This is a genomic window from Mesorhizobium sp. LNHC252B00, assembly GCF_000502955.1.
Lineage (GTDB): Bacteria > Pseudomonadota > Alphaproteobacteria > Rhizobiales > Rhizobiaceae > Mesorhizobium.
The window spans coordinates 33,097-49,260 of sequence record NZ_AYWO01000042.1; the positions used below are offsets into that span (position 1 = coordinate 33,097).

The 16,164-nt window shown below is 63.3% G+C and carries 19 protein-coding genes; 8 read left to right on the forward strand and 11 right to left on the reverse strand.

Going from position 1 to position 16,164, the window contains the following annotated elements:
- Nucleotides 1–122: 122 nt before the first annotated feature.
- Complete coding sequence (locus tag X744_RS142100) at nucleotides 123–2,291, forward strand: malate synthase G (RefSeq protein ID WP_023762634.1); 2,169 nt, start codon at nucleotides 123–125, stop codon at nucleotides 2,289–2,291.
- Nucleotides 2,292–2,368: 77 nt separating this feature from the next.
- Here X744_RS142100 and X744_RS142095 read toward each other — a convergent pair whose 3' ends face one another.
- Nucleotides 2,369–2,908 (reverse strand): J domain-containing protein, encoded by a 540-nt coding sequence (locus X744_RS142095; protein ID WP_023762635.1) that lies wholly within the window; start codon nucleotides 2,906–2,908, stop codon nucleotides 2,369–2,371.
- Between the two features lie 359 nt (nucleotides 2,909–3,267).
- On the opposite strand from X744_RS142095, the gene X744_RS142090 reads away from it, so the two are divergent.
- Complete coding sequence (locus X744_RS142090; RefSeq protein ID WP_023762636.1) at nucleotides 3,268–3,510, forward strand: hypothetical protein; 243 nt, start codon at nucleotides 3,268–3,270, stop codon at nucleotides 3,508–3,510.
- A gap of 4 nt (nucleotides 3,511–3,514) precedes the next feature.
- On the opposite strand, the gene X744_RS0138595 is transcribed toward X744_RS142090, so the two are convergent.
- From X744_RS0138595 to X744_RS142075, 4 genes are all read right to left on the reverse strand, one after another.
- Complete coding sequence (locus X744_RS0138595) at nucleotides 3,515–3,799, reverse strand: TfoX/Sxy family DNA transformation protein (RefSeq protein WP_084025739.1); 285 nt, start codon at nucleotides 3,797–3,799, stop codon at nucleotides 3,515–3,517.
- A gap of 87 nt (nucleotides 3,800–3,886) precedes the next feature.
- Nucleotides 3,887–5,419 carry a YifB family Mg chelatase-like AAA ATPase gene (locus X744_RS142085; RefSeq protein ID WP_023762638.1) on the reverse strand — a complete coding sequence of 511 codons (1,533 nt, stop codon included), beginning with the start codon at nucleotides 5,417–5,419 and terminating at the stop codon, nucleotides 3,887–3,889.
- 176 nt (nucleotides 5,420–5,595) lie between these two features.
- Nucleotides 5,596–6,537, reverse strand: a complete 942-nt coding sequence (gene gshB / locus X744_RS142080) for a glutathione synthase (RefSeq protein ID WP_023762639.1) — start codon at nucleotides 6,535–6,537, stop codon at nucleotides 5,596–5,598.
- Between the two features lie 49 nt (nucleotides 6,538–6,586).
- Nucleotides 6,587–6,799 (reverse strand): hypothetical protein, encoded by a 213-nt coding sequence (locus X744_RS142075; RefSeq protein ID WP_023762640.1) that lies wholly within the window; start codon nucleotides 6,797–6,799, stop codon nucleotides 6,587–6,589.
- A gap of 73 nt (nucleotides 6,800–6,872) precedes the next feature.
- On the opposite strand from X744_RS142075, the gene X744_RS142070 reads away from it, so the two are divergent.
- From X744_RS142070 to X744_RS142040, 6 genes are all read left to right on the forward strand, one after another.
- Complete coding sequence (locus tag X744_RS142070; RefSeq protein WP_023762641.1) at nucleotides 6,873–8,222, forward strand: EAL domain-containing protein; 1,350 nt, start codon at nucleotides 6,873–6,875, stop codon at nucleotides 8,220–8,222.
- Nucleotides 8,223–8,388: 166 nt separating this feature from the next.
- Nucleotides 8,389–9,156, forward strand: coding sequence for an SDR family oxidoreductase (locus tag X744_RS142060; RefSeq protein WP_023762643.1), 768 nt, complete (start codon nucleotides 8,389–8,391; stop codon nucleotides 9,154–9,156).
- The gene (locus X744_RS142055) at nucleotides 9,153–10,106 is read left to right on the forward strand and encodes a 2-dehydro-3-deoxygalactonokinase (RefSeq protein ID WP_023762644.1); all 954 of its coding nucleotides are present in this window, start codon (nucleotides 9,153–9,155) and stop codon (nucleotides 10,104–10,106) included. Before X744_RS142060 ends, X744_RS142055 begins: the two co-directional genes overlap by 4 nt.
- On the forward strand, nucleotides 10,103–10,744 hold the full coding sequence (locus tag X744_RS142050) for a 2-dehydro-3-deoxy-6-phosphogalactonate aldolase (protein WP_023762645.1): 642 nt from the start codon (nucleotides 10,103–10,105) through the stop codon (nucleotides 10,742–10,744). The genes X744_RS142055 and X744_RS142050 overlap by 4 nt, the downstream gene beginning before the upstream one ends.
- A complete protein-coding gene (locus X744_RS142045) occupies nucleotides 10,744–11,619 on the forward strand; it encodes an SMP-30/gluconolactonase/LRE family protein (protein WP_023762646.1) in 876 nt (291 codons plus the stop codon). Before X744_RS142050 ends, X744_RS142045 begins: the two co-directional genes overlap by 1 nt.
- A gap of 123 nt (nucleotides 11,620–11,742) precedes the next feature.
- Entirely contained in the window at nucleotides 11,743–12,801 is a 1,059-nt protein-coding gene (locus tag X744_RS142040) for a hypothetical protein (protein ID WP_023762647.1), read from the forward strand.
- Between the two features lie 50 nt (nucleotides 12,802–12,851).
- On the opposite strand, the gene X744_RS142035 is transcribed toward X744_RS142040, so the two are convergent.
- From X744_RS142035 to X744_RS142010, 6 genes are all read right to left on the reverse strand, one after another.
- Complete coding sequence (locus tag X744_RS142035; RefSeq protein ID WP_023762648.1) at nucleotides 12,852–13,262, reverse strand: GFA family protein; 411 nt, start codon at nucleotides 13,260–13,262, stop codon at nucleotides 12,852–12,854.
- A 44-nt stretch (nucleotides 13,263–13,306) separates the two neighbouring features.
- A complete protein-coding gene (locus X744_RS142030) occupies nucleotides 13,307–13,771 on the reverse strand; it encodes an SRPBCC family protein (RefSeq protein WP_023762649.1) in 465 nt (154 codons plus the stop codon).
- Nucleotides 13,768–14,088, reverse strand: a complete 321-nt coding sequence (locus tag X744_RS142025; RefSeq protein WP_023762650.1) for a metalloregulator ArsR/SmtB family transcription factor — start codon at nucleotides 14,086–14,088, stop codon at nucleotides 13,768–13,770. The genes X744_RS142030 and X744_RS142025 overlap by 4 nt, the downstream gene beginning before the upstream one ends.
- A 687-nt stretch (nucleotides 14,089–14,775) precedes the next feature.
- Nucleotides 14,776–15,063, reverse strand: coding sequence for a DUF1330 domain-containing protein (locus tag X744_RS142020; protein WP_023762651.1), 288 nt, complete (start codon nucleotides 15,061–15,063; stop codon nucleotides 14,776–14,778).
- A gap of 28 nt (nucleotides 15,064–15,091) precedes the next feature.
- A complete protein-coding gene (gene pyrF / locus X744_RS142015) occupies nucleotides 15,092–15,805 on the reverse strand; it encodes an orotidine-5'-phosphate decarboxylase (protein ID WP_023762652.1) in 714 nt (237 codons plus the stop codon).
- A partial coding sequence (locus X744_RS142010) for an NADPH-dependent FMN reductase (protein ID WP_031261266.1) occupies nucleotides 15,802–16,164 on the reverse strand: 363 nt, incomplete at its 5' end. The genes X744_RS142010 and pyrF, both read right to left, overlap by 4 nt.

A 16,164-nucleotide genomic window follows, 5' to 3' on the forward strand; every position in this document is an offset into this window, starting at 1 on the left:
TGACATATCGTTTCGCTTGGTATGACGAAGGCTCCAAAAACGCCACCTTCACCCTAAGCTGAATTGACCCGGCAAACCTGGCATGCCAAAGGCCCGCAAAGCCTTTCATCTGGAGTAGCCTGATGACCGATCGCATCGAGATCGCCGGATTGCGGATCGCCCGCGAGCTGCATGAGTTCGTAGCCAGGGAAGCACTGCCCGGCACCGGCATCGAAGCGGAGGCGTTCTGGAACGGGCTTTCAGCCATCGTCCACGATCTGGCGCCGAAGAACCGGGCGCTGCTCGAAAACCGTGACGCCATGCAGGAAAAGCTCGACGGCTGGTATCGCGACAACGGCGCGCCCGTCGACCTGGAGGCCTACAAAACCTTCCTCAGGGAAATCGGCTATCTCCTCCCCGAAGGTCCGGCCTTCAGCGTGTCGACCGACAATATCGACCCGGAAATCGCGGTCGTTGCCGGCCCGCAGCTGGTCGTGCCGGTGATGAATGCGCGTTATGCGCTGAACGCCGCCAATGCGCGCTGGGGATCGCTCTACGACGCGCTCTATGGCACCGACGCGATCCCAGAGACGAGCGGCGCCGAGAAGGGCGGCAAATTCAACCCGGCGCGCGGCGCCACGGTCGTCGCCTGGACAAAGAGCTTTCTCGACGAGGCTGCCCCGCTCACCTCGGGCAAGTGGGCAGGCGTGAATGGCCTGTCGGTGGCCAATGGCGCTCTGAAGCTCGGCGCCGGTGCCGGCTCGACGACGCTTGCCGATCCCAAACAATTCGTCGGCTATCGCGGCGATGCCGCCAATCCCGGTGCCGTGCTGCTGGTCAGAAACGGCCTGCACATCGAGATCGTGATCGACCGCAACAATCAGATCGGCCGCACCGATCCGGCGGGGATCGCCGATGTCATTCTGGAATCGGCGTTGACCACCATCCAGGATTGCGAGGATTCGGTCGCGGCAGTGGATGCGCAGGACAAGGTCGTCGTCTACCGCAACTGGCTCGGACTGATGAAGGGCGATCTGGCGGAAGAGATCACCAAGGGCGGCAAGAGTTTTGTCCGCAGGCTCAATCCCGACCGCTCCTACACCGCGCCCACCGGCGGCACGCTGACCGTGCCCGGCCGCTCGCTGATGCTGGTCAGGAATGTCGGCCACCTGATGACCAATCGGGCGATAACGGACCGCGACGGCAACGAGGTGCCGGAAGGCATCATGGATGCAGCGCTGACGGCGCTGATCGCGCTGCATGACGTCGGACCCAATGGCCGCCGCGCCAATTCCCGCGCCGGCTCGATGTATGTGGTGAAGCCCAAGATGCACGGGCCGGAGGAAGTCGCCTTCGCCGTCGAGATATTCGACCGTGTCGAAGCCCTGCTCGGCATGGCCAAAAACACCATCAAGATGGGCATCATGGACGAGGAGCGGCGCACGACCGTCAACCTCAAGGAAGCGATCCGCGCGGCGAAGGAGCGCGTGGTGTTCATCAACACCGGCTTCCTCGACCGCACCGGCGACGAGATCCACACCTCGATGGAAGCTGGCCCGATGATCCGCAAGGGCGACATGAAGCAGGCCGCCTGGATTTCCGCCTATGAGGCCTGGAATGTCGACACCGGGCTCGAATGCGGCCTGGCGGGTCATGCCCAGATCGGCAAGGGCATGTGGGCGATGCCTGATTTGATGGCAGCTATGCTGGTCGAGAAGATCGCCCACCCGAAGGCCGGCGCCAACACCGCCTGGGTGCCGTCGCCGACGGCGGCGACACTGCATGCCACACACTACCACAAGGTCGATGTCCATGCCGTGCAAGCAGCACTCAAGACCCGGCCCAAGGCCAAGCTCGATGATATCCTGTCGGTGCCGGTCGCGGTGCGGCCGAACTGGTCGTCCGAAGACATCCAGAAGGAACTCGACAACAACGCGCAAGGCATTCTCGGCTACGTCGTGCGCTGGATCGACCAGGGCGTCGGCTGTTCGAAAGTGCCTGACATCAACGATGTCGGCCTGATGGAAGACCGTGCCACGCTACGCATTTCTTCGCAGCACATCGCCAACTGGCTGCATCACGGCGTGTGCACGCAGGACCAGGTGATGGCGACGATGAAGCGCATGGCTGCGATCGTCGACCGCCAGAACGAAGGCGACCCGCTCTATCGACCGATGGCGCCGGACTTCGACAACTCCATCGCCTTCCAGGCCGCCTGCGACTTGGTCTTCAAAGGCCGTGTCCAGCCCAATGGCTACACCGAACCGGTGCTGCACGCGCGCCGGCTGGAGCTGAAGGCGAAGCAGGGCTGAACAGCCACAAGCGGCCTGCCGCTGCCGTGAATGGGGCGGCGGATATTCGACCTGGGTTTCCAGCCAGCGATAAGGCCTCAGGAGGCTCTGTGGTCCAGGAGCCGAACGACGGGATCGCGACGGTGTTCGGAGTTGGCGCGATCGACGCCTTCTACCGTAATCGCGATCGTTCCATTTTCCACTCTTGCTATCCAGCCTTTTGCTTTCAGGTACCAGAGATGAAATTCCAGGTGTTCTCGCGGGCAGCCTGACAGGCGTTCGAGTTCTACATCTCCGATCCCAGGATTGGTGACGTCGTGCCGGCGCTTCGCGTAAAGCAGCGAGAGGAGTTTGGCCTGGATCACGACATCCCGCTCAATGCCTTTGGTGCTGCTTGCTTCCTCGGTCAATTCACGGCGAAGGCTGGCATTATCCCTGTACGCGATGTCGTATTGAGCGCGCTTTACCGGATCCTTGAGCGTATTGTGCGCTTCTACGATTTCGCTGAAGCGGGTTTCATCGCCGGTCTGTTGATTGTCTGGATGATAGCGCATCGCAAAATAGCGAAATATTCGCTCCAGCGTTTCCGAATTGGCGTTCGGGCTAACTTCCAGGATTTCGTAGTAGTCGATGAACATTGCCGACACCCCCAAACCCCAATCATATTCGTATTGTCTAAGCTAAGGAACATCCAATGCAACAGCCAAGACCTTAGTCGGGCGCCGATAACGGCCATCCTTCCGGTGAAGGGGTGAGAAAAATGGCCGACGCCCGTCCGGTGGGGGGCCGTTGGGTGATGCGGACGCCGGCCAAGCGGACAATCAGGTCCGCCGCACTGCAGACATGGCCGATTCGTGAGAGACCGGTTATGGCGTGATCGCGGAAGCCAACGTCGCGTCGCCATCGTGACGAGGTGCGCGCCTTGATCGTGTAGGCTTGCAAATTTGCTAAATTAGTGAAAACTTAACTAGCGGCTGGTCAAGCGGGTGGCAAAGCGATGTATTTTCCGCAGTTCCTGGTGGGCATGTCCGCCACCACGATCTTAGTGGCGATCTGGGCCTATATTGAAGCCGGATCGATCTGGGTGGCGTTCGTATGGGCCATTCTTGCAATGGTCATACTTCAGGTAGGATACGTCGGCCTCGTGGTTCATTTGATAATCAGGCGAGCACCGGAAGTGTCCGACGCCCGTGCGACGCCGGCAGACCCAACGTCACCGTTGATGTTGTGGCCTTTATGAATGCTCATTCAGCAGGGTCGGCTTGCCGCGCGATCACATAGCGAGCCTGCCGCCGCAGATGCTCCTTGGTTCCGCTGTCGAGCGCCCGCCAGTCACAACCGCGGATCGCCGCCTCCATCGCATAGAGTGCGTTGATCGTTATGTGCTGTCCGAACCGGAACTTCAGACGGTGATAAGCCTCAACCGCGCCTAGACCCCGCAAATCCTCCTCACAGAGAACATCGATTTCCGCCAGCATCCGCGCCGTAGCTGGTCCGAGGTTTCTCATGTCTTCGATGCGAGTGCTCATGGCTGGGCCCCGGCGCGCTCACAGTGCGCAAGATAGTCCCTATGGGATTTGCCACCTTCTCCGGGAAAGCGGTGCCTCACCTGCCCGTCAAGCCGCCTGCGCCATGCGCTCCGAACTCATGCGGTAGGAAATTGCCTCCGCCAGGTGGATGCGGCCGACGGTTTCGCTGGCGTCGAGATCGGCCAACGTGCGCGCCACCTTCAGCACCCGGTGATAGGCGCGGGCGGAAAAGGCGAGCTTCTCGCTGGCGTCCTTGAGCAGCGACAGGCCGGCGGCGTCAGGCATGGCGATCTCCTCGATGACCGAGGGCGCACAATGCGCGTTGGTGGTGGCGCGGGTGGCGCCGAGCCGTTCGAAGCGCTCGCGCTGGATGGTGCGGGCGCGCGCCACGCGCAGCGCCACTTCGGCGCTCTTCTCCGCCCGGTCGGGCCGGATCAGATCGCTTGCCGACACCGCCGGCACTTCGATCCTGAGATCGATGCGGTCGAGCAGCGGGCCCGAGATGCGCGCCTGATAGTCGGTGCGGCAACGCTCGCCGCGCAGGCAGCGATAGCCCGGCTCGCCAGCCATGCCGCAGCGGCATGGGTTCATCGCCGCGACCAGTTGGATGCGCGCCGGATAGGTGACACGATGATTGGCGCGCGCGATCATGCAGTCGCCGGTCTCGAGCGGCTGACGCAAGGCATCGAGCGTCTGCGGCGTGAATTCGGGAAACTCGTCGAGAAACAGCACACCATGATGGGCAAGCGACACTTCGCCCGGCCGTGCACGTACGCCACCGCCGACCATCGCCGCCATCGAAGCCGAATGGTGCGGGGCGCGGAATGGCCGCCGGTCGGTCAACTTGCCTTCACCGAGTTCGCCCGCCACCGAGGCGATCATCGAGACCTCAAGCAATTCCTTCGGCGCCAGCGGCGGCAGGATCGACGGCAGCCGCTGCGCCAGCATCGATTTTCCCGACCCGGGCGGGCCGATCATCAGAAGGTTATGTCCACCGGCAGCTGCCACTTCCAGGGCCCGCTTGGCGGTCTCCTGGCCCTTGATGTCAGCAAGGTCGGGCAGGTCGCGCGCCGCGGCGTGGATGCCGGCTTCCGGCCGCGACAGCACCTGCGTGCCGCGAAAATGATTGGCGATGGCGATCAGGCTGCGCGGCGCCAGAATGTCGATTTCCTTGCCCGCCCAGGCCGCTTCCGGCCCGCAGGCAAACGGGCAGATGAGGCCCTTGCCCTCTGCATTGGCGGCGATGGCCGCCGGCAAGGCACCGGCGACCGCGGCAATCGTGCCATCAAGCGACAATTCGCCAAGCACGACATAGCCGGCCAGCATGTCGCCCGGAATGGCGCCCAATGCCGCCATCAGGCCAAGCGCGATCGGCAGATCGTAATGGCTGCCTTCCTTCGGCAGGTCGGCGGGCGCCAGATTGACCGTGACTTTCTTCGACGGCATCGACAGGCCCGAGGCATGAAGCGCCGCCTGCACCCTCTCGCGACTTTCGGCCACCGCCTTGTCGCCAAGGCCCACGATATGCATGTTGACCTTGCCGGGCGCGATCATCACCTGCACGTCGACCGGCACGGCCTCGATGCCCTGGAAAGCGACCGTGCGAACCCGCGCCACCATTTTCCCACCCCGAATGTGGGCTTGCCCGAGCCCGCGCCATTAGGGCGTTGGAGCCCTTTGGCGAGACAATCACAATTCCCCGGCCAAATCAAGAACATTACAGGAACGCATGAGCGCGTAGGTTGCAGTCGGATAGAGCTCGGTTGCAATGCCAAGTTAAGACGAAATGAAGACGGTTACTTCCGTTTGTCCTCGATCGCGTCCCAGAACAGGCTGGCGATGTCGGCGCCGCCGAAGCGCTGCACTTCGCGCACGCCGGTCGGCGAGGTCACGTTGATCTCGGTCATGTAGTCGCCGATGACATCGATGCCGACGAGGATAAAGCCGCGCTCTTTCAGCGATGGCCCGATGCGGGCGCAGATCTCGCGCTCGCGTTCCGTCAACTCGGTCTTTTCGGCGCGACCGCCGACATGCATGTTGGAGCGGGAATCGTGTTCGGCCGGCACCCGGTTGATGGCGCCGACCGGTTCGCCGTCGATCAGGATGATGCGCTTGTCGCCCTTGCGCACGTCCTTCAGGTAGCGTTGCACGATATAGGGCTCGCGGAACATCTGGCCGAACATTTCGAGCAGCGAGGCAAGGTTGCGGTCGGCCTCGTGCAGATGGAAGATGCCGGCGCCGCCATTGCCGTAGAGCGGCTTGATGATGATGTCGCCGAACTCCTTGCGGAAGGCGGCCACCTCCAGCGGGTCCTTGGTGATCAGCGTGTCCGGCATCAGATCGGGAAACTCGGTGACGAAGATCTTTTCGGGGCTGTTGCGCACCCAGGCCGGGTCGTTGACCACCAACGTCTTCGGATGGATTCGCTCGAGGATATGCGTGGTGGTGATATAGTTCATGTCGAAGGGCGGATCCTGCCTGAGCAGGACCACGTCCATCTCCGACAGGTCGGTGCGCACCTTCTCGCCCAGCGAATAGTGGCTGCCCTTCTCGTCGCGCACCTGCATTTCCTCGATGCGGGCAAACACCTTGCCGTCGCGCAGCGACAGCCGGTCGGGCGTGTAGTGGAACAGCTGGTGGCCGCGCCGCTGCGCTTCCAGCGACAGCGCGAACGAGGTGTCGCCAGCGATCGACACGGTGGAGATGTGGTCCATCTGGACTGCGATTTTCAGCTTCATGGCGGTCTCCGGCGGACTCGGATGGGACGACTGTCTTGCCTGTACAGGCTCACTGTCCGTCTGCCAATCGCGACATTCCAGGATTGGCATAAGCAAGTCGCAAAACCAGGCCGGCATTGATCTTGCCGGCCATGTGCAGACAGGCGAGGCGCCGGGTCATCCAGTGGCGGGAAACGACGGGAGTTGTGCGTGAAAACAACGGCTTGACACGCCCCACGTCGACCTTCCCGAAGGTGATGCGCTTTACCCGTGAAAAATCCATTTGGCGATACGTTTCCTAAAGGGTTTGCTGCCAGTCTCGCAATAAATTCCGACGTCACAAAACAGGGACACCGATGCAAACTTCGTTTGGCACCGGTCAGGCAAACAGGGAGAGCACGGATCTGGCATTCACAGATCCGTTGACCGGGCTTGGCAACCATCGCCGGTTCTTCGACAAGGTCGATCGCCTGATCAGTGACCGTGCCGACGACCCCGCACCTTTTACCGTCGGGATTCTCGACCTCGACGGCTTCAAGCCGATCAACGACCTGTTCGGACACAAGGCCGGTGACGATATCCTGATCCAGGTCGCGATGCGGCTACGCGCCTCGATGGACGGCTACTCCACGGTCTGCCGCATCGGCGCCGACGAATTCGCCTTTCTCTATCCGATGGTGTTCAGCGAGGAGGCGGCGGCTGAAAAATCCCGCATGCTGATCGAGATCCTGTCGGCGCCCTACGATGTCGGCGAACGCACCGCCAGGCTCTCGGCCTCGGTCGGCTGCTCGCTGTTCTCTTCGGGCGACGAGACCACCGAGATCCTCATCAACAAGGCGGAGACGGCGCTCTATCACGCCAAGCGATCCGGACGTGGCCGCGTCGTCGTCTACACCCGCGAGATGGAAGAAGCGGCCAAGCGCGTCACCCGTATCGAACAGGCGCTGCGCCGCGCTGTCTCGGCCGGCGAGGTGGAACCGCATTTCCAGCCCATCGTCGATCTCAACACGCGCCGCACCATCGGCTTCGAGACGCTGGCGCGCTGGACCGATCGCGACCTGGGCTCCGTGACGCCAACCATCTTCATTCCCATCGCCGAGGAGCGCGGCATCATCGGCCCGCTGTCGCAGCTGGTGCTGCGCAAGGCGACCGAGGCGGCCCGGAGCTGGCCGAAGGATCTGTTCCTGTCGTTCAACCTGTCGCCCTCGCAGCTCGTCGACCAGAACACCGGCCTGCATATATTGGCGATCCTCGAGCGAACCGGCTTCGATCCGCGCCGGCTGGAAATCGAGATCACCGAGACCGGCCTGATGAACGATCCTGCCTCGGCCGCGCAGATCGTCGAGGACCTGCGCCGCGTCGGTATCCGCGTCTCGCTCGACGATTTCGGCACCGGCCAGTCCTCGCTCGGCCGCTTGCGCGAATTCCATTTCGACAAGCTCAAGATCGACCGTGCCTTCGTCTCGTCCATTCTCGACGATCGCCCCTCCGAGCACATCATCCGCGCTATTCTTGCCATGTGTGAGGGGCTCGGCATGGACGTCGTCGCCGAAGGCATCGAGCAGGAAGCGCAGGCCGATCGCCTGGTCCAGTTCGGCTGCGCCGGCGGCCAGGGCTATCTGTTCGGCAAGCCGGTCGATGCCGACGCCACGCTCGGCTATCTCCGCGATTCCTTCCGCGGCGCCCTGCGCGCCAAGGCGATCTGACCGGCGATCTCGAAGCCGCCGCCGATCCCGAAGCCGCCGCTGTCCGCAATCCAGTGCGGCGCATTGTCGTTTTGTCTGACATTAGCCCAAAAATCCGACCATTCGCCCTTGCCCGCGCAACTTGCGTGGCTAGGATGCGCGCCGGTCACGCTCGGAGAGAAAAGATATGATGCCATCGGCGAATTTTGCCGACCTGGAAGGCGCTTCGGTGCTGATCACCGGCGGCGGCTCGGGAATTGGCGCGGCACTGACCGAGGGGTTTGTGCGCCAGGGCGCCAATGTCGCCTTCATCGACATCGCCGACGGTCCAAGCACGATACTTGCCGACCGCATCGAGAAAGAGTCCGGCCGGCGGCCGCTGTATCTCAAGACCGATTTGCGCGATGTCGAGGCCTTGCGTGCTTCGGCAGCCAGGGCGGCAGAGGCGCATGGCGATGTCACAGTGCTGGTCAACAATGCCGCATGGGACGAACGCCACGCCGTCGAGGACGTGACGGTTGAGTACTGGGACAACAATCAGGCGATCAATCTGCGGCCGCATTTCTTCACCGCGCAAGCGGTGGCGCCGGGCATGAAGCGCGCCGGCGGCGGCTCGATCATCAACTTCACCTCGACATCCTATCTGATCAACCACCCCGACATGCCGTCCTACACGGCCGCGAAGGCCGGCATCCTCGGCCTCACCAAGGGGCTGGCGGGCAAGCTCGGCGTCGACGGCATCCGCGTCAACGCCATTGCGCCCGGCTGGGTGATCACAGAGCGGCAGAAGGAACTCTGGGTGACCGAACAGGCGCTTGCCGCCCATGTCGCCAAGCAGTGCATCAAGCAGGTGATGCAGCCGGACGACATCGTCGGCACGGTGCTGTTCCTGGCCTCTGACGCCTCGCGCATGCTGACCGCGCAGATGCTGATCGTCGATGGAGGCTTCCTGTGAGCCCAGCCAGCAACGCACCGGCGGTCGCCGCCGTCGACTGGGGCACGACCCGCATGCGGGTCTGGCTGGTCGACGGACAAGGCAAGGCGCTAGCCGAACGCCGTGGCGATGATGGCCTGATCACCGCCCAGCAAAAGGGCTTTTCGACCATTCTCGAAGGGCATCTGGCAGCGATGGGAGCACCGGAAGCACTGCCCGTCATCATCTGCGGCATGGCCGGCTCCCGCCAGGGCTGGCTGGAAGCGCCGTATGTGGCGGTGCCGGCGCCGCTCAGTGCCATTCTCGGCGGTGCTGCCAAAGTGCCCGGCCAGAGCCGCGACATCCGCATCGTTCCGGGGCTTGCCCAGCGTCTGGCCGACGCGCCCGATGTCATGCGCGGCGAGGAAACCCAGCTTGCCGGCGCCGGCCTGCCGGCCAAGGGGCGCCAGTTGGTCTGCATGCCAGGCACCCATTCGAAATGGGTGCTGGTCGAGGACGGCACTGTTGCCGGTTTCGGCACCTGGCCGACCGGCGAACTGTTTTCCGTGCTTGCCGCGCACTCGATCCTGCGCCATTCGCTAGGCGAACATCCGAAGCCTGTCACGGCAGACAATCCGTTCTTCCGCCGCTGGTGCGAAACCGCATTGGCCGAAGGCGGCGATGTCACCTCGCGGCTGTTCTCCATTCGCGCCGCCGGCCTGCTTCAGGACCTGAAAGCCGACGATGCCGCCGCCTGCCTGTCCGGGTTGTTGATCGGTGGCGAAATCGCCTCGGCCAGCCGTCGTCACGGCGCCGGCGCGGAGCCCGTCGTGCTGGTGGCATCCGGCGCGCTGGCCGCGCTTTACAGTGAGGCGCTTGGCCTCGCCGGGCTTGCAGTCCGGGTAGTCGATGCCGACGAGGCGGTGCGTGCCGGGCTCATTGAAGCCGCGCGCGAGAACGGCATGATCGCCAGAATTGGAGCAGCCTCATGAGCCAGACCGCACCTTTTCCCAAGCTCAAGCGCGGCTTGGTCGCCATCCTGCGCGGACTGAAACCGGCCGAGGCGATTGCCATCGGCCAGGCATTGTTCGACGCCGGCATCGAGGCGATCGAAGTGCCGCTCAATTCGCCGGAGCCGTTTTCGTCGATCGCCGGGATCGTCGAAGCGCTACCGAAAACGGCTCTGGTCGGCGCCGGCACGGTGCTGACGCCGGCCGATGTCGATGGCCTGCACAAGGCCGGCGGGCGGCTGCTGGTCAGCCCCAACATCGATGCCGAGGTGATGGCGCGCGCCATGCACTATGGCATGGTCACCATGCCCGGTGTGTTCACGCCGACCGAGGCCTTCCTGGCGATCAAGCTAGGCGCTTCGGCGCTGAAGTTCTTCCCGGCGAGCGTGCTGGGTGCTGCCGGTATTTCCGCGATGCGCGCGGTGTTGCCGGCGCAAACACTGGTCGGTGCTGTCGGCGGCGTCTCCGAAAAAGATTTTGCCGGCTACAAGGCGGCGGGCGTGACGGCCTTTGGACTTGGTTCCAGCCTGTTCAAGCCGGGCATGAGCGTCGACGAGGTGGCCGGGCGGGCCCAGGCGGCGGTGACGGCCTGGGATGCAGCATTCGGCGGAGACGTGTGATGGGCGAGGTTTCGGTTTTCTCCGATCATATCTGCCAGCTCGGCGAAGGGCCGAGCTACGATCCCGCCACCGATGCGCTGTTCTGGTTCGACATCGTCAACGGCCTTTTGCTGGAGCAAGGCGTCGCCTCCGGCGCGCTCAAGATCCACGAGCTTGGCCAGATGGCGAGCGCAATCGCCGTCATTGATGACAAGCGCCAGCTGATCGCCACCGAGACCGGCCTTTTTGTTCGCGACGTGGGGACAGGCGCGCTGACGCTGCACACAGCTGTCGAGGCCGACAATCCACTCACGCGTTCCAACGATTCGCGCGTCCATCCCTGCGGCGCCTTCTGGGTCGGCACGATGGCCAAGGACGAGAGCAAGGGCGCTGGCTCGATCTACTGGTTTTTCAAGGGTGAGCTGCGCAAGCTGTTTTCCGACATCACCGTCTCCAATTCGATCTGCTTTTCCGAAGATGGCGCGCTCGCCTACTACACCGACACTTCGACCGGGTTGCTGATGCGCGTCGCTTGCGATCCGACCACCGGCCTGCCCATCGGCGAACCGAAAATCTTCGTCGATCACCGCTCGTCCAAGGGTTTTGTCGACGGCTCGGTGGTCGACCGCGACGGCGTGCTTTGGAACGCCGTCTGGGGCGGCAAGGTGGTCAAGGCCTATTCGCCTGAAGGCGCGCTGCTGCGCGAAATCCCGATGCCGGTGACGCAGCCATCCTGCCCGGCCTTTGTCGGCAAGAACGCCGGCCGGCTGGCGGTCACCTCGGCCTGGAAGGGCAAGGACGAGAAGCAGCGCCAGCTCGATCCGCAGGCTGGTATGACCTTCCTGCTCGATATCCCCGTCAACGGCCGCTTCGAGCCGCGCGTGCTGATCGCCTGAACTGCATTCTGCGGTCGGCCGGTGTGCTGTCACGCAGGCGCCCGCGCCGTGTCGGTTTCGCGAGAGCCTGACGCCTTCACCGTGCGATGGTAGGCGATCGTACCGCTGGGAAGCGTTCATCTCATGCCGAGCCGCAAGCCAAGATTGATCCTCGTCCATGAGCCGGAAAAGGCCTGTTTCGACCGTCTGGTCGCCGACGGTCATGCGCCGGAGCGCGCTGCCGAGATCGCCTCCTATCTGGCGCAGTCGACCGATCTCGCCCCTGAATTCGAGGCGCTTGGCCGCGCCTGCCTGGAGCGTGGGCTGTCGTTCACGCCGGTGCCGCTGGACGACGCCCCAGGCGTGCTCGCCGGCGAGGATCCCGGCACGACGCTGGTCTGGACGCTGACCGATGGCATCGCCTATTTCCGGGGCGGCGCCGCACCCGCTCTGGCGAGACTTGGCGGGTTCAAGACGATTGGCGCCGACGATGCGCTGTTCGCACTTTGCCAAGACAAGTTCCGCTCTGGCGCCGTGCTTGGCGCGCTCGGCCTGCCGGTGCCGCTGGCCGGGCTTGCACGCGACGGCAAATGGCTGGTCGAGCCGCCGGTGTCTCCCACCGGCTGGTTCGTCAAGCCCAACCGGCTCGGCGCCAAGATCGGCATCTGGCCGGATTCACGCTGCCACGATCTCGGCCACGCACTGGAGCTCAGCCGGCGTGTGTTCGCCGCTTACCGCGATGATGTCGTGGTCCAGCCCTATGTCGCCGGCCGCAATGTGCGCGCCAGTTTCCTCGGCATGATGCCGGGCGCCGGGGTCGAAGCCCTTGGCGTCGCCTTTGTCGATTCAGGCGCCGATTTCCAGACCATGGCCGACAGTCTGGCGCTCTACGGCGACACCGGCGAGGCGGCGAAGGTGGCGGGACATTATGCCGAACCGGAACTCGTTGGTGTTGCCGACACGCAGCCGGTCGCCGACGCCAGGATTCGCGCGATCGCCGAGCGGCTGATGAGCGGGGTCGGCCTGCGCGACGTGTTTTCCATCGATCTCAGGGTCGAGGCCGACGACACCGTCCATCTGATCGAGTTCGAGGTCTGCCCCGGCCTGCCCTGCTTCGATTTCCGTGCCTATTGCAGCCAGCAATGGGGCCTCGAACTCGTCGACGCCATGGCCGAAACCGCGGCAAGCCGGCTGATCACCTAGATCGGGTCGAATCTTGGAATTCGGTCGTTCGGACACTTGGCCTGAACTTCCTACGGCATTCGCTCGAACGCCTGCAAAGACGGATCCATCCTGTCCCAGTCATGGCCGCGGATCGTGTAGGTCACCACCTGCGGTTCGAAAACACTGGGGTCGTCGAGGCTGGTCGCATTGATCGCTATGAACTCCGGCATGGCGACGAATGTCAGGTAGACTGGCGTTCCGCATGTTGGGCAGAATGAGTGGATCTTTTCATTGCCGCTGGCGCCCGCCACTCGCCATGTGCTCGCCTCGCCGGTGATCGCCATATCGGCGCGCCGGCCGAAGGTCATGTAGGATCCGTGGCCCGTGCCGCTGCGCTTTTGACAATCGATGCATTGGCAGTGGTTCTGGAAGATCGGCTCGCCGCTGGTCTCATAGCGGATCGCGCCGCATGCACAGCCGCCGGTATAGCGCTTGGTCATTGTCATTCTCCACTGGCTTTGGTTCTGCGTGATATCGAACGGCATCAGGCCGATTTCGGCTTGGCGGAAATGTCGATGCCGCTGCCGGTTTCGAGGAAGGATTTCAGGCTGGACAGCACAGCCGGCCACCCTTGGCTGATGCCTTTCGCCATGCCGCTGCCGGCTTCGAGTTCGTCATGAGTGACGGTCAGCCGCACCATGGTGTCGTATTCCTCGATGCCGAACGTTACCCGGCTGTACTTCGACGGATCGTCGGCCTGCGAAGCGTTCGCCCAGGTGATGACGAGACGGGTCGGCGGCGAGATTTCGACGACCTTGCCGACGAGTTCGAGGGTCCGTTCGTCATTGGCGCGGATATGTTCCCATTTCGAACCCGTCTTCCAGTCGGAGACGTTCTCGTGGCCCCAGTAGCGCCTTGCGATCTCGGGCTTGATTATGGCCTCGAACACCTTCTGCGGTGTCGAACGGATATAGGTCACATAGACAAAGCTGGTCGTCTCTCTGGTCATCGGTCGTCTCCTTCGAGTTCTTGTTTCAGGTCGTGCAGCAGGCTGAGCCGCTGCCGTTCGAATTTCCGCACCCAGCGCTCGTAGACTTCGTGCAGCGGCACTGGGTTGATGAAATGCAGCTTCTCTCGGCCGCGCTTGACCGTGCTCACCAGATTGGCCGCCTCCAGCAGGTCGAGGTGCTGGGTGGCGGATTGCCGTGCCATGTCCAGGTGATCGCAAAGCTGACCGAGCGTCTGCCCATTCTGCTCGCACAGAAGGTCAAGCAGCCTCCTGCGGGTCGGGTCGCCCAGCGCTTTGAAAACCTTGTCGGCGTCCATCGACCTCACTCTGTGGTGAGACAGCAACATGCAGGTAAATACCTGCATGTCAACTGGCAATTATCCGGGCTCGCAAGATTGGATGCGGCTATTCGGACTCGGACGTTGATTGCGCGATGGGCCGCGCCGGCCATGTACCTGATGTCGGAACCCTGCTTAGCGGCGCCGAACTGCGGACGTGAACCTGCAGGATTTCGTCTGAAGTCCTGCTATTAGCGCTGCAGCAGGGATTTGACAGGATGCCTATCGACGGCCGAGATTTCATCGTTCGTTGGTGGACCATCATAAGCATTCGAGATTGGCCGAAGCCTCCCAACTTCGTCATCCTAATGCATGTCGCTCAAAAGTGGCCCCGGTTTTCAGACAACGACATGCATGGAAACAAAGACCTAAAGCGCGGTGCATGAATCCATTTCGACGCGACGCGCTTTAGAGGGCGAAGCAGGAGCGAAGCTCCGTCGCGGAGACCCTGGGATCCATGCCGCGATCTTAGCCGAAGAATGCAGCGGAGCAGAATTCTACACCGCTGCAACGCTTTGAAGTCGCGGCATGGATCCTCGGGTCTGCGCTGCGTCGCTACGCTCCTTGCTTCGCCCGTGGATGACGAAGGCGCTGGGCGTTTGCGCCATTCGCCATGGTATGCAGTCCGTCACGCCCGCGATTCGTCAAAACTGCTCCAGGCGGATTTTAGGCGCCCTCGACCAGCACGATTTCGCCGTCGGCGACCTTTTGGCGGATGGCGACGGCGCGCTGGTATTCCGGCGAGTGGTAGCAATCATGTGCGGCGGCGAGCGATTCGAACTCGATGATGACATTGCGTGCGCGGCCCGGCCCTTCGGCCTTTTCATGCTCGCCGCCGCGCGCCAGGAATTTCGCGCCGAAGCGCTCGAAGGCAGGCTTGGCGGCGGCGACATAGTCCTTGTAGCCTTCGGCGTCGCGCACATCGACGCGGGCGATCCAATATCCCTTGGGCATTTGTTGTCTCCGAAGTCGTTCTTTTGAATTATGCCGAGCGCATTTCGTCAAGGATGGCTTCGGCCGCTGCGCGCCGGTCGCTTGCCGCGACGATAGGCCGGCCGACGACCAGGTGGCTGGCGCCGTTGCGGATTGCCTGTCCCGGTGTCACCACGCGCTTCTGGTCGCCATGGTCGCTGCCCGCCGGCCGGATGCCGGGCGTCACCACCGCCATGTCGGGCCCGACGATGCGGCGCACCGCTTCGGCCTCCGCCGCCGAGCAGACGATGCCGCCCATGCCCGCATGCAGCGCCTGTTCCGAGCGCCTCAGCACCAGCGTATGCGGGTCGTATTCATAGCCCGCGTCGATCATGTCCTGCTCGTCCATCGAGGTCAGCACGCTGACGGCAAGCAGGCAAAGGTCGCTGCCGCGCGCTGCTTCCACCGCCGCCGCCATCGCCTTGGGATAGGCATGGATGGTCAGCATGGTCATGCCCATCTTGACGATGTTCTCGACGCCCTTGGCCACCGTGTGGTCGATGTCGAGCAGCTTCATGTCGAGGAAGATTTTCGTCCCACCGCTGGCCAGCTCCCTGGCAAAGTCGAGGCCGCCGGCAAAAGCCAGCTGATAGCCGATCTTGTAGAAGGAGACGACGCCGTCGAGCTCGCGCACCGCCTGCTCGGCCTCCTTCACGGTCGGCACGTCGAGGCCGACGATCAATCGCTCCTGCATGGAATGAGGCTGCATGGTTGCGGCGGTCACGCCTCGACCCGGATCGACAGCATGCGCGAGGTTTCGATCAGCGTGCGGCATAGGTGCTCCATCGATTTGTGCAGTCTTTCGTCACGGAAATGGCCGTCCCCGTCGAAGGCGTCGCCACCCTCCGGCACCGAGCATTCCGGTGTCACCACTTCCATCTGGCAGCGCACCAGCACGGCACGCAAATGGTTGATGCAGCGGATGCCGGCGAAGTGCCCGTTGGAGGACGAGCAGAGGCCGGCGATCTTGCCGGCAAGCGGCCTGACCGACCGGCCGCCATCCCGGCGCACCCGGCTCACCCAGTCGATCGTGTTCTTGAGCAGCGGCGGAATCGAACCGTTATATTCGGGTGTCGCGATCAG

Coding starts and splice junctions, on each gene's coding strand:
- X744_RS142040 (WP_023762647.1), top strand. CDS start 11,743: ATGCCGAGCCGCAAGCCAAGATTGATCCTCGTCCATGAGCCGGAAAAG.
- X744_RS142050 (WP_023762645.1), top strand. CDS start 10,103: ATGAGCCAGACCGCACCTTTTCCCAAGCTCAAGCGCGGCTTGGTCGCC.
- X744_RS142090 (WP_023762636.1), top strand. CDS start 3,268: ATGTATTTTCCGCAGTTCCTGGTGGGCATGTCCGCCACCACGATCTTA.
- X744_RS142075 (WP_023762640.1), bottom strand. CDS start 6,799: ATGGATTTTTCACGGGTAAAGCGCATCACCTTCGGGAAGGTCGACGTG.
- X744_RS142095 (WP_023762635.1), bottom strand. CDS start 2,908: ATGTTCATCGACTACTACGAAATCCTGGAAGTTAGCCCGAACGCCAAT.
- X744_RS142085 (WP_023762638.1), bottom strand. CDS start 5,419: ATGGTGGCGCGGGTTCGCACGGTCGCTTTCCAGGGCATCGAGGCCGTG.
- X744_RS142030 (WP_023762649.1), bottom strand. CDS start 13,771: ATGACCAGAGAGACGACCAGCTTTGTCTATGTGACCTATATCCGTTCG.
- X744_RS142025 (WP_023762650.1), bottom strand. CDS start 14,088: ATGGACGCCGACAAGGTTTTCAAAGCGCTGGGCGACCCGACCCGCAGG.
- X744_RS142070 (WP_023762641.1), top strand. CDS start 6,873: ATGCAAACTTCGTTTGGCACCGGTCAGGCAAACAGGGAGAGCACGGAT.
- X744_RS142045 (WP_023762646.1), top strand. CDS start 10,744: ATGGGCGAGGTTTCGGTTTTCTCCGATCATATCTGCCAGCTCGGCGAA.
- X744_RS142035 (WP_023762648.1), bottom strand. CDS start 13,262: ATGACCAAGCGCTATACCGGCGGCTGTGCATGCGGCGCGATCCGCTAT.
- X744_RS142100 (WP_023762634.1), top strand. CDS start 123: ATGACCGATCGCATCGAGATCGCCGGATTGCGGATCGCCCGCGAGCTG.
- X744_RS0138595 (WP_084025739.1), bottom strand. CDS start 3,799: ATGAGCACTCGCATCGAAGACATGAGAAACCTCGGACCAGCTACGGCG.
- X744_RS142060 (WP_023762643.1), top strand. CDS start 8,389: ATGATGCCATCGGCGAATTTTGCCGACCTGGAAGGCGCTTCGGTGCTG.
- gshB (WP_023762639.1), bottom strand. CDS start 6,537: ATGAAGCTGAAAATCGCAGTCCAGATGGACCACATCTCCACCGTGTCG.
- X744_RS142020 (WP_023762651.1), bottom strand. CDS start 15,063: ATGCCCAAGGGATATTGGATCGCCCGCGTCGATGTGCGCGACGCCGAA.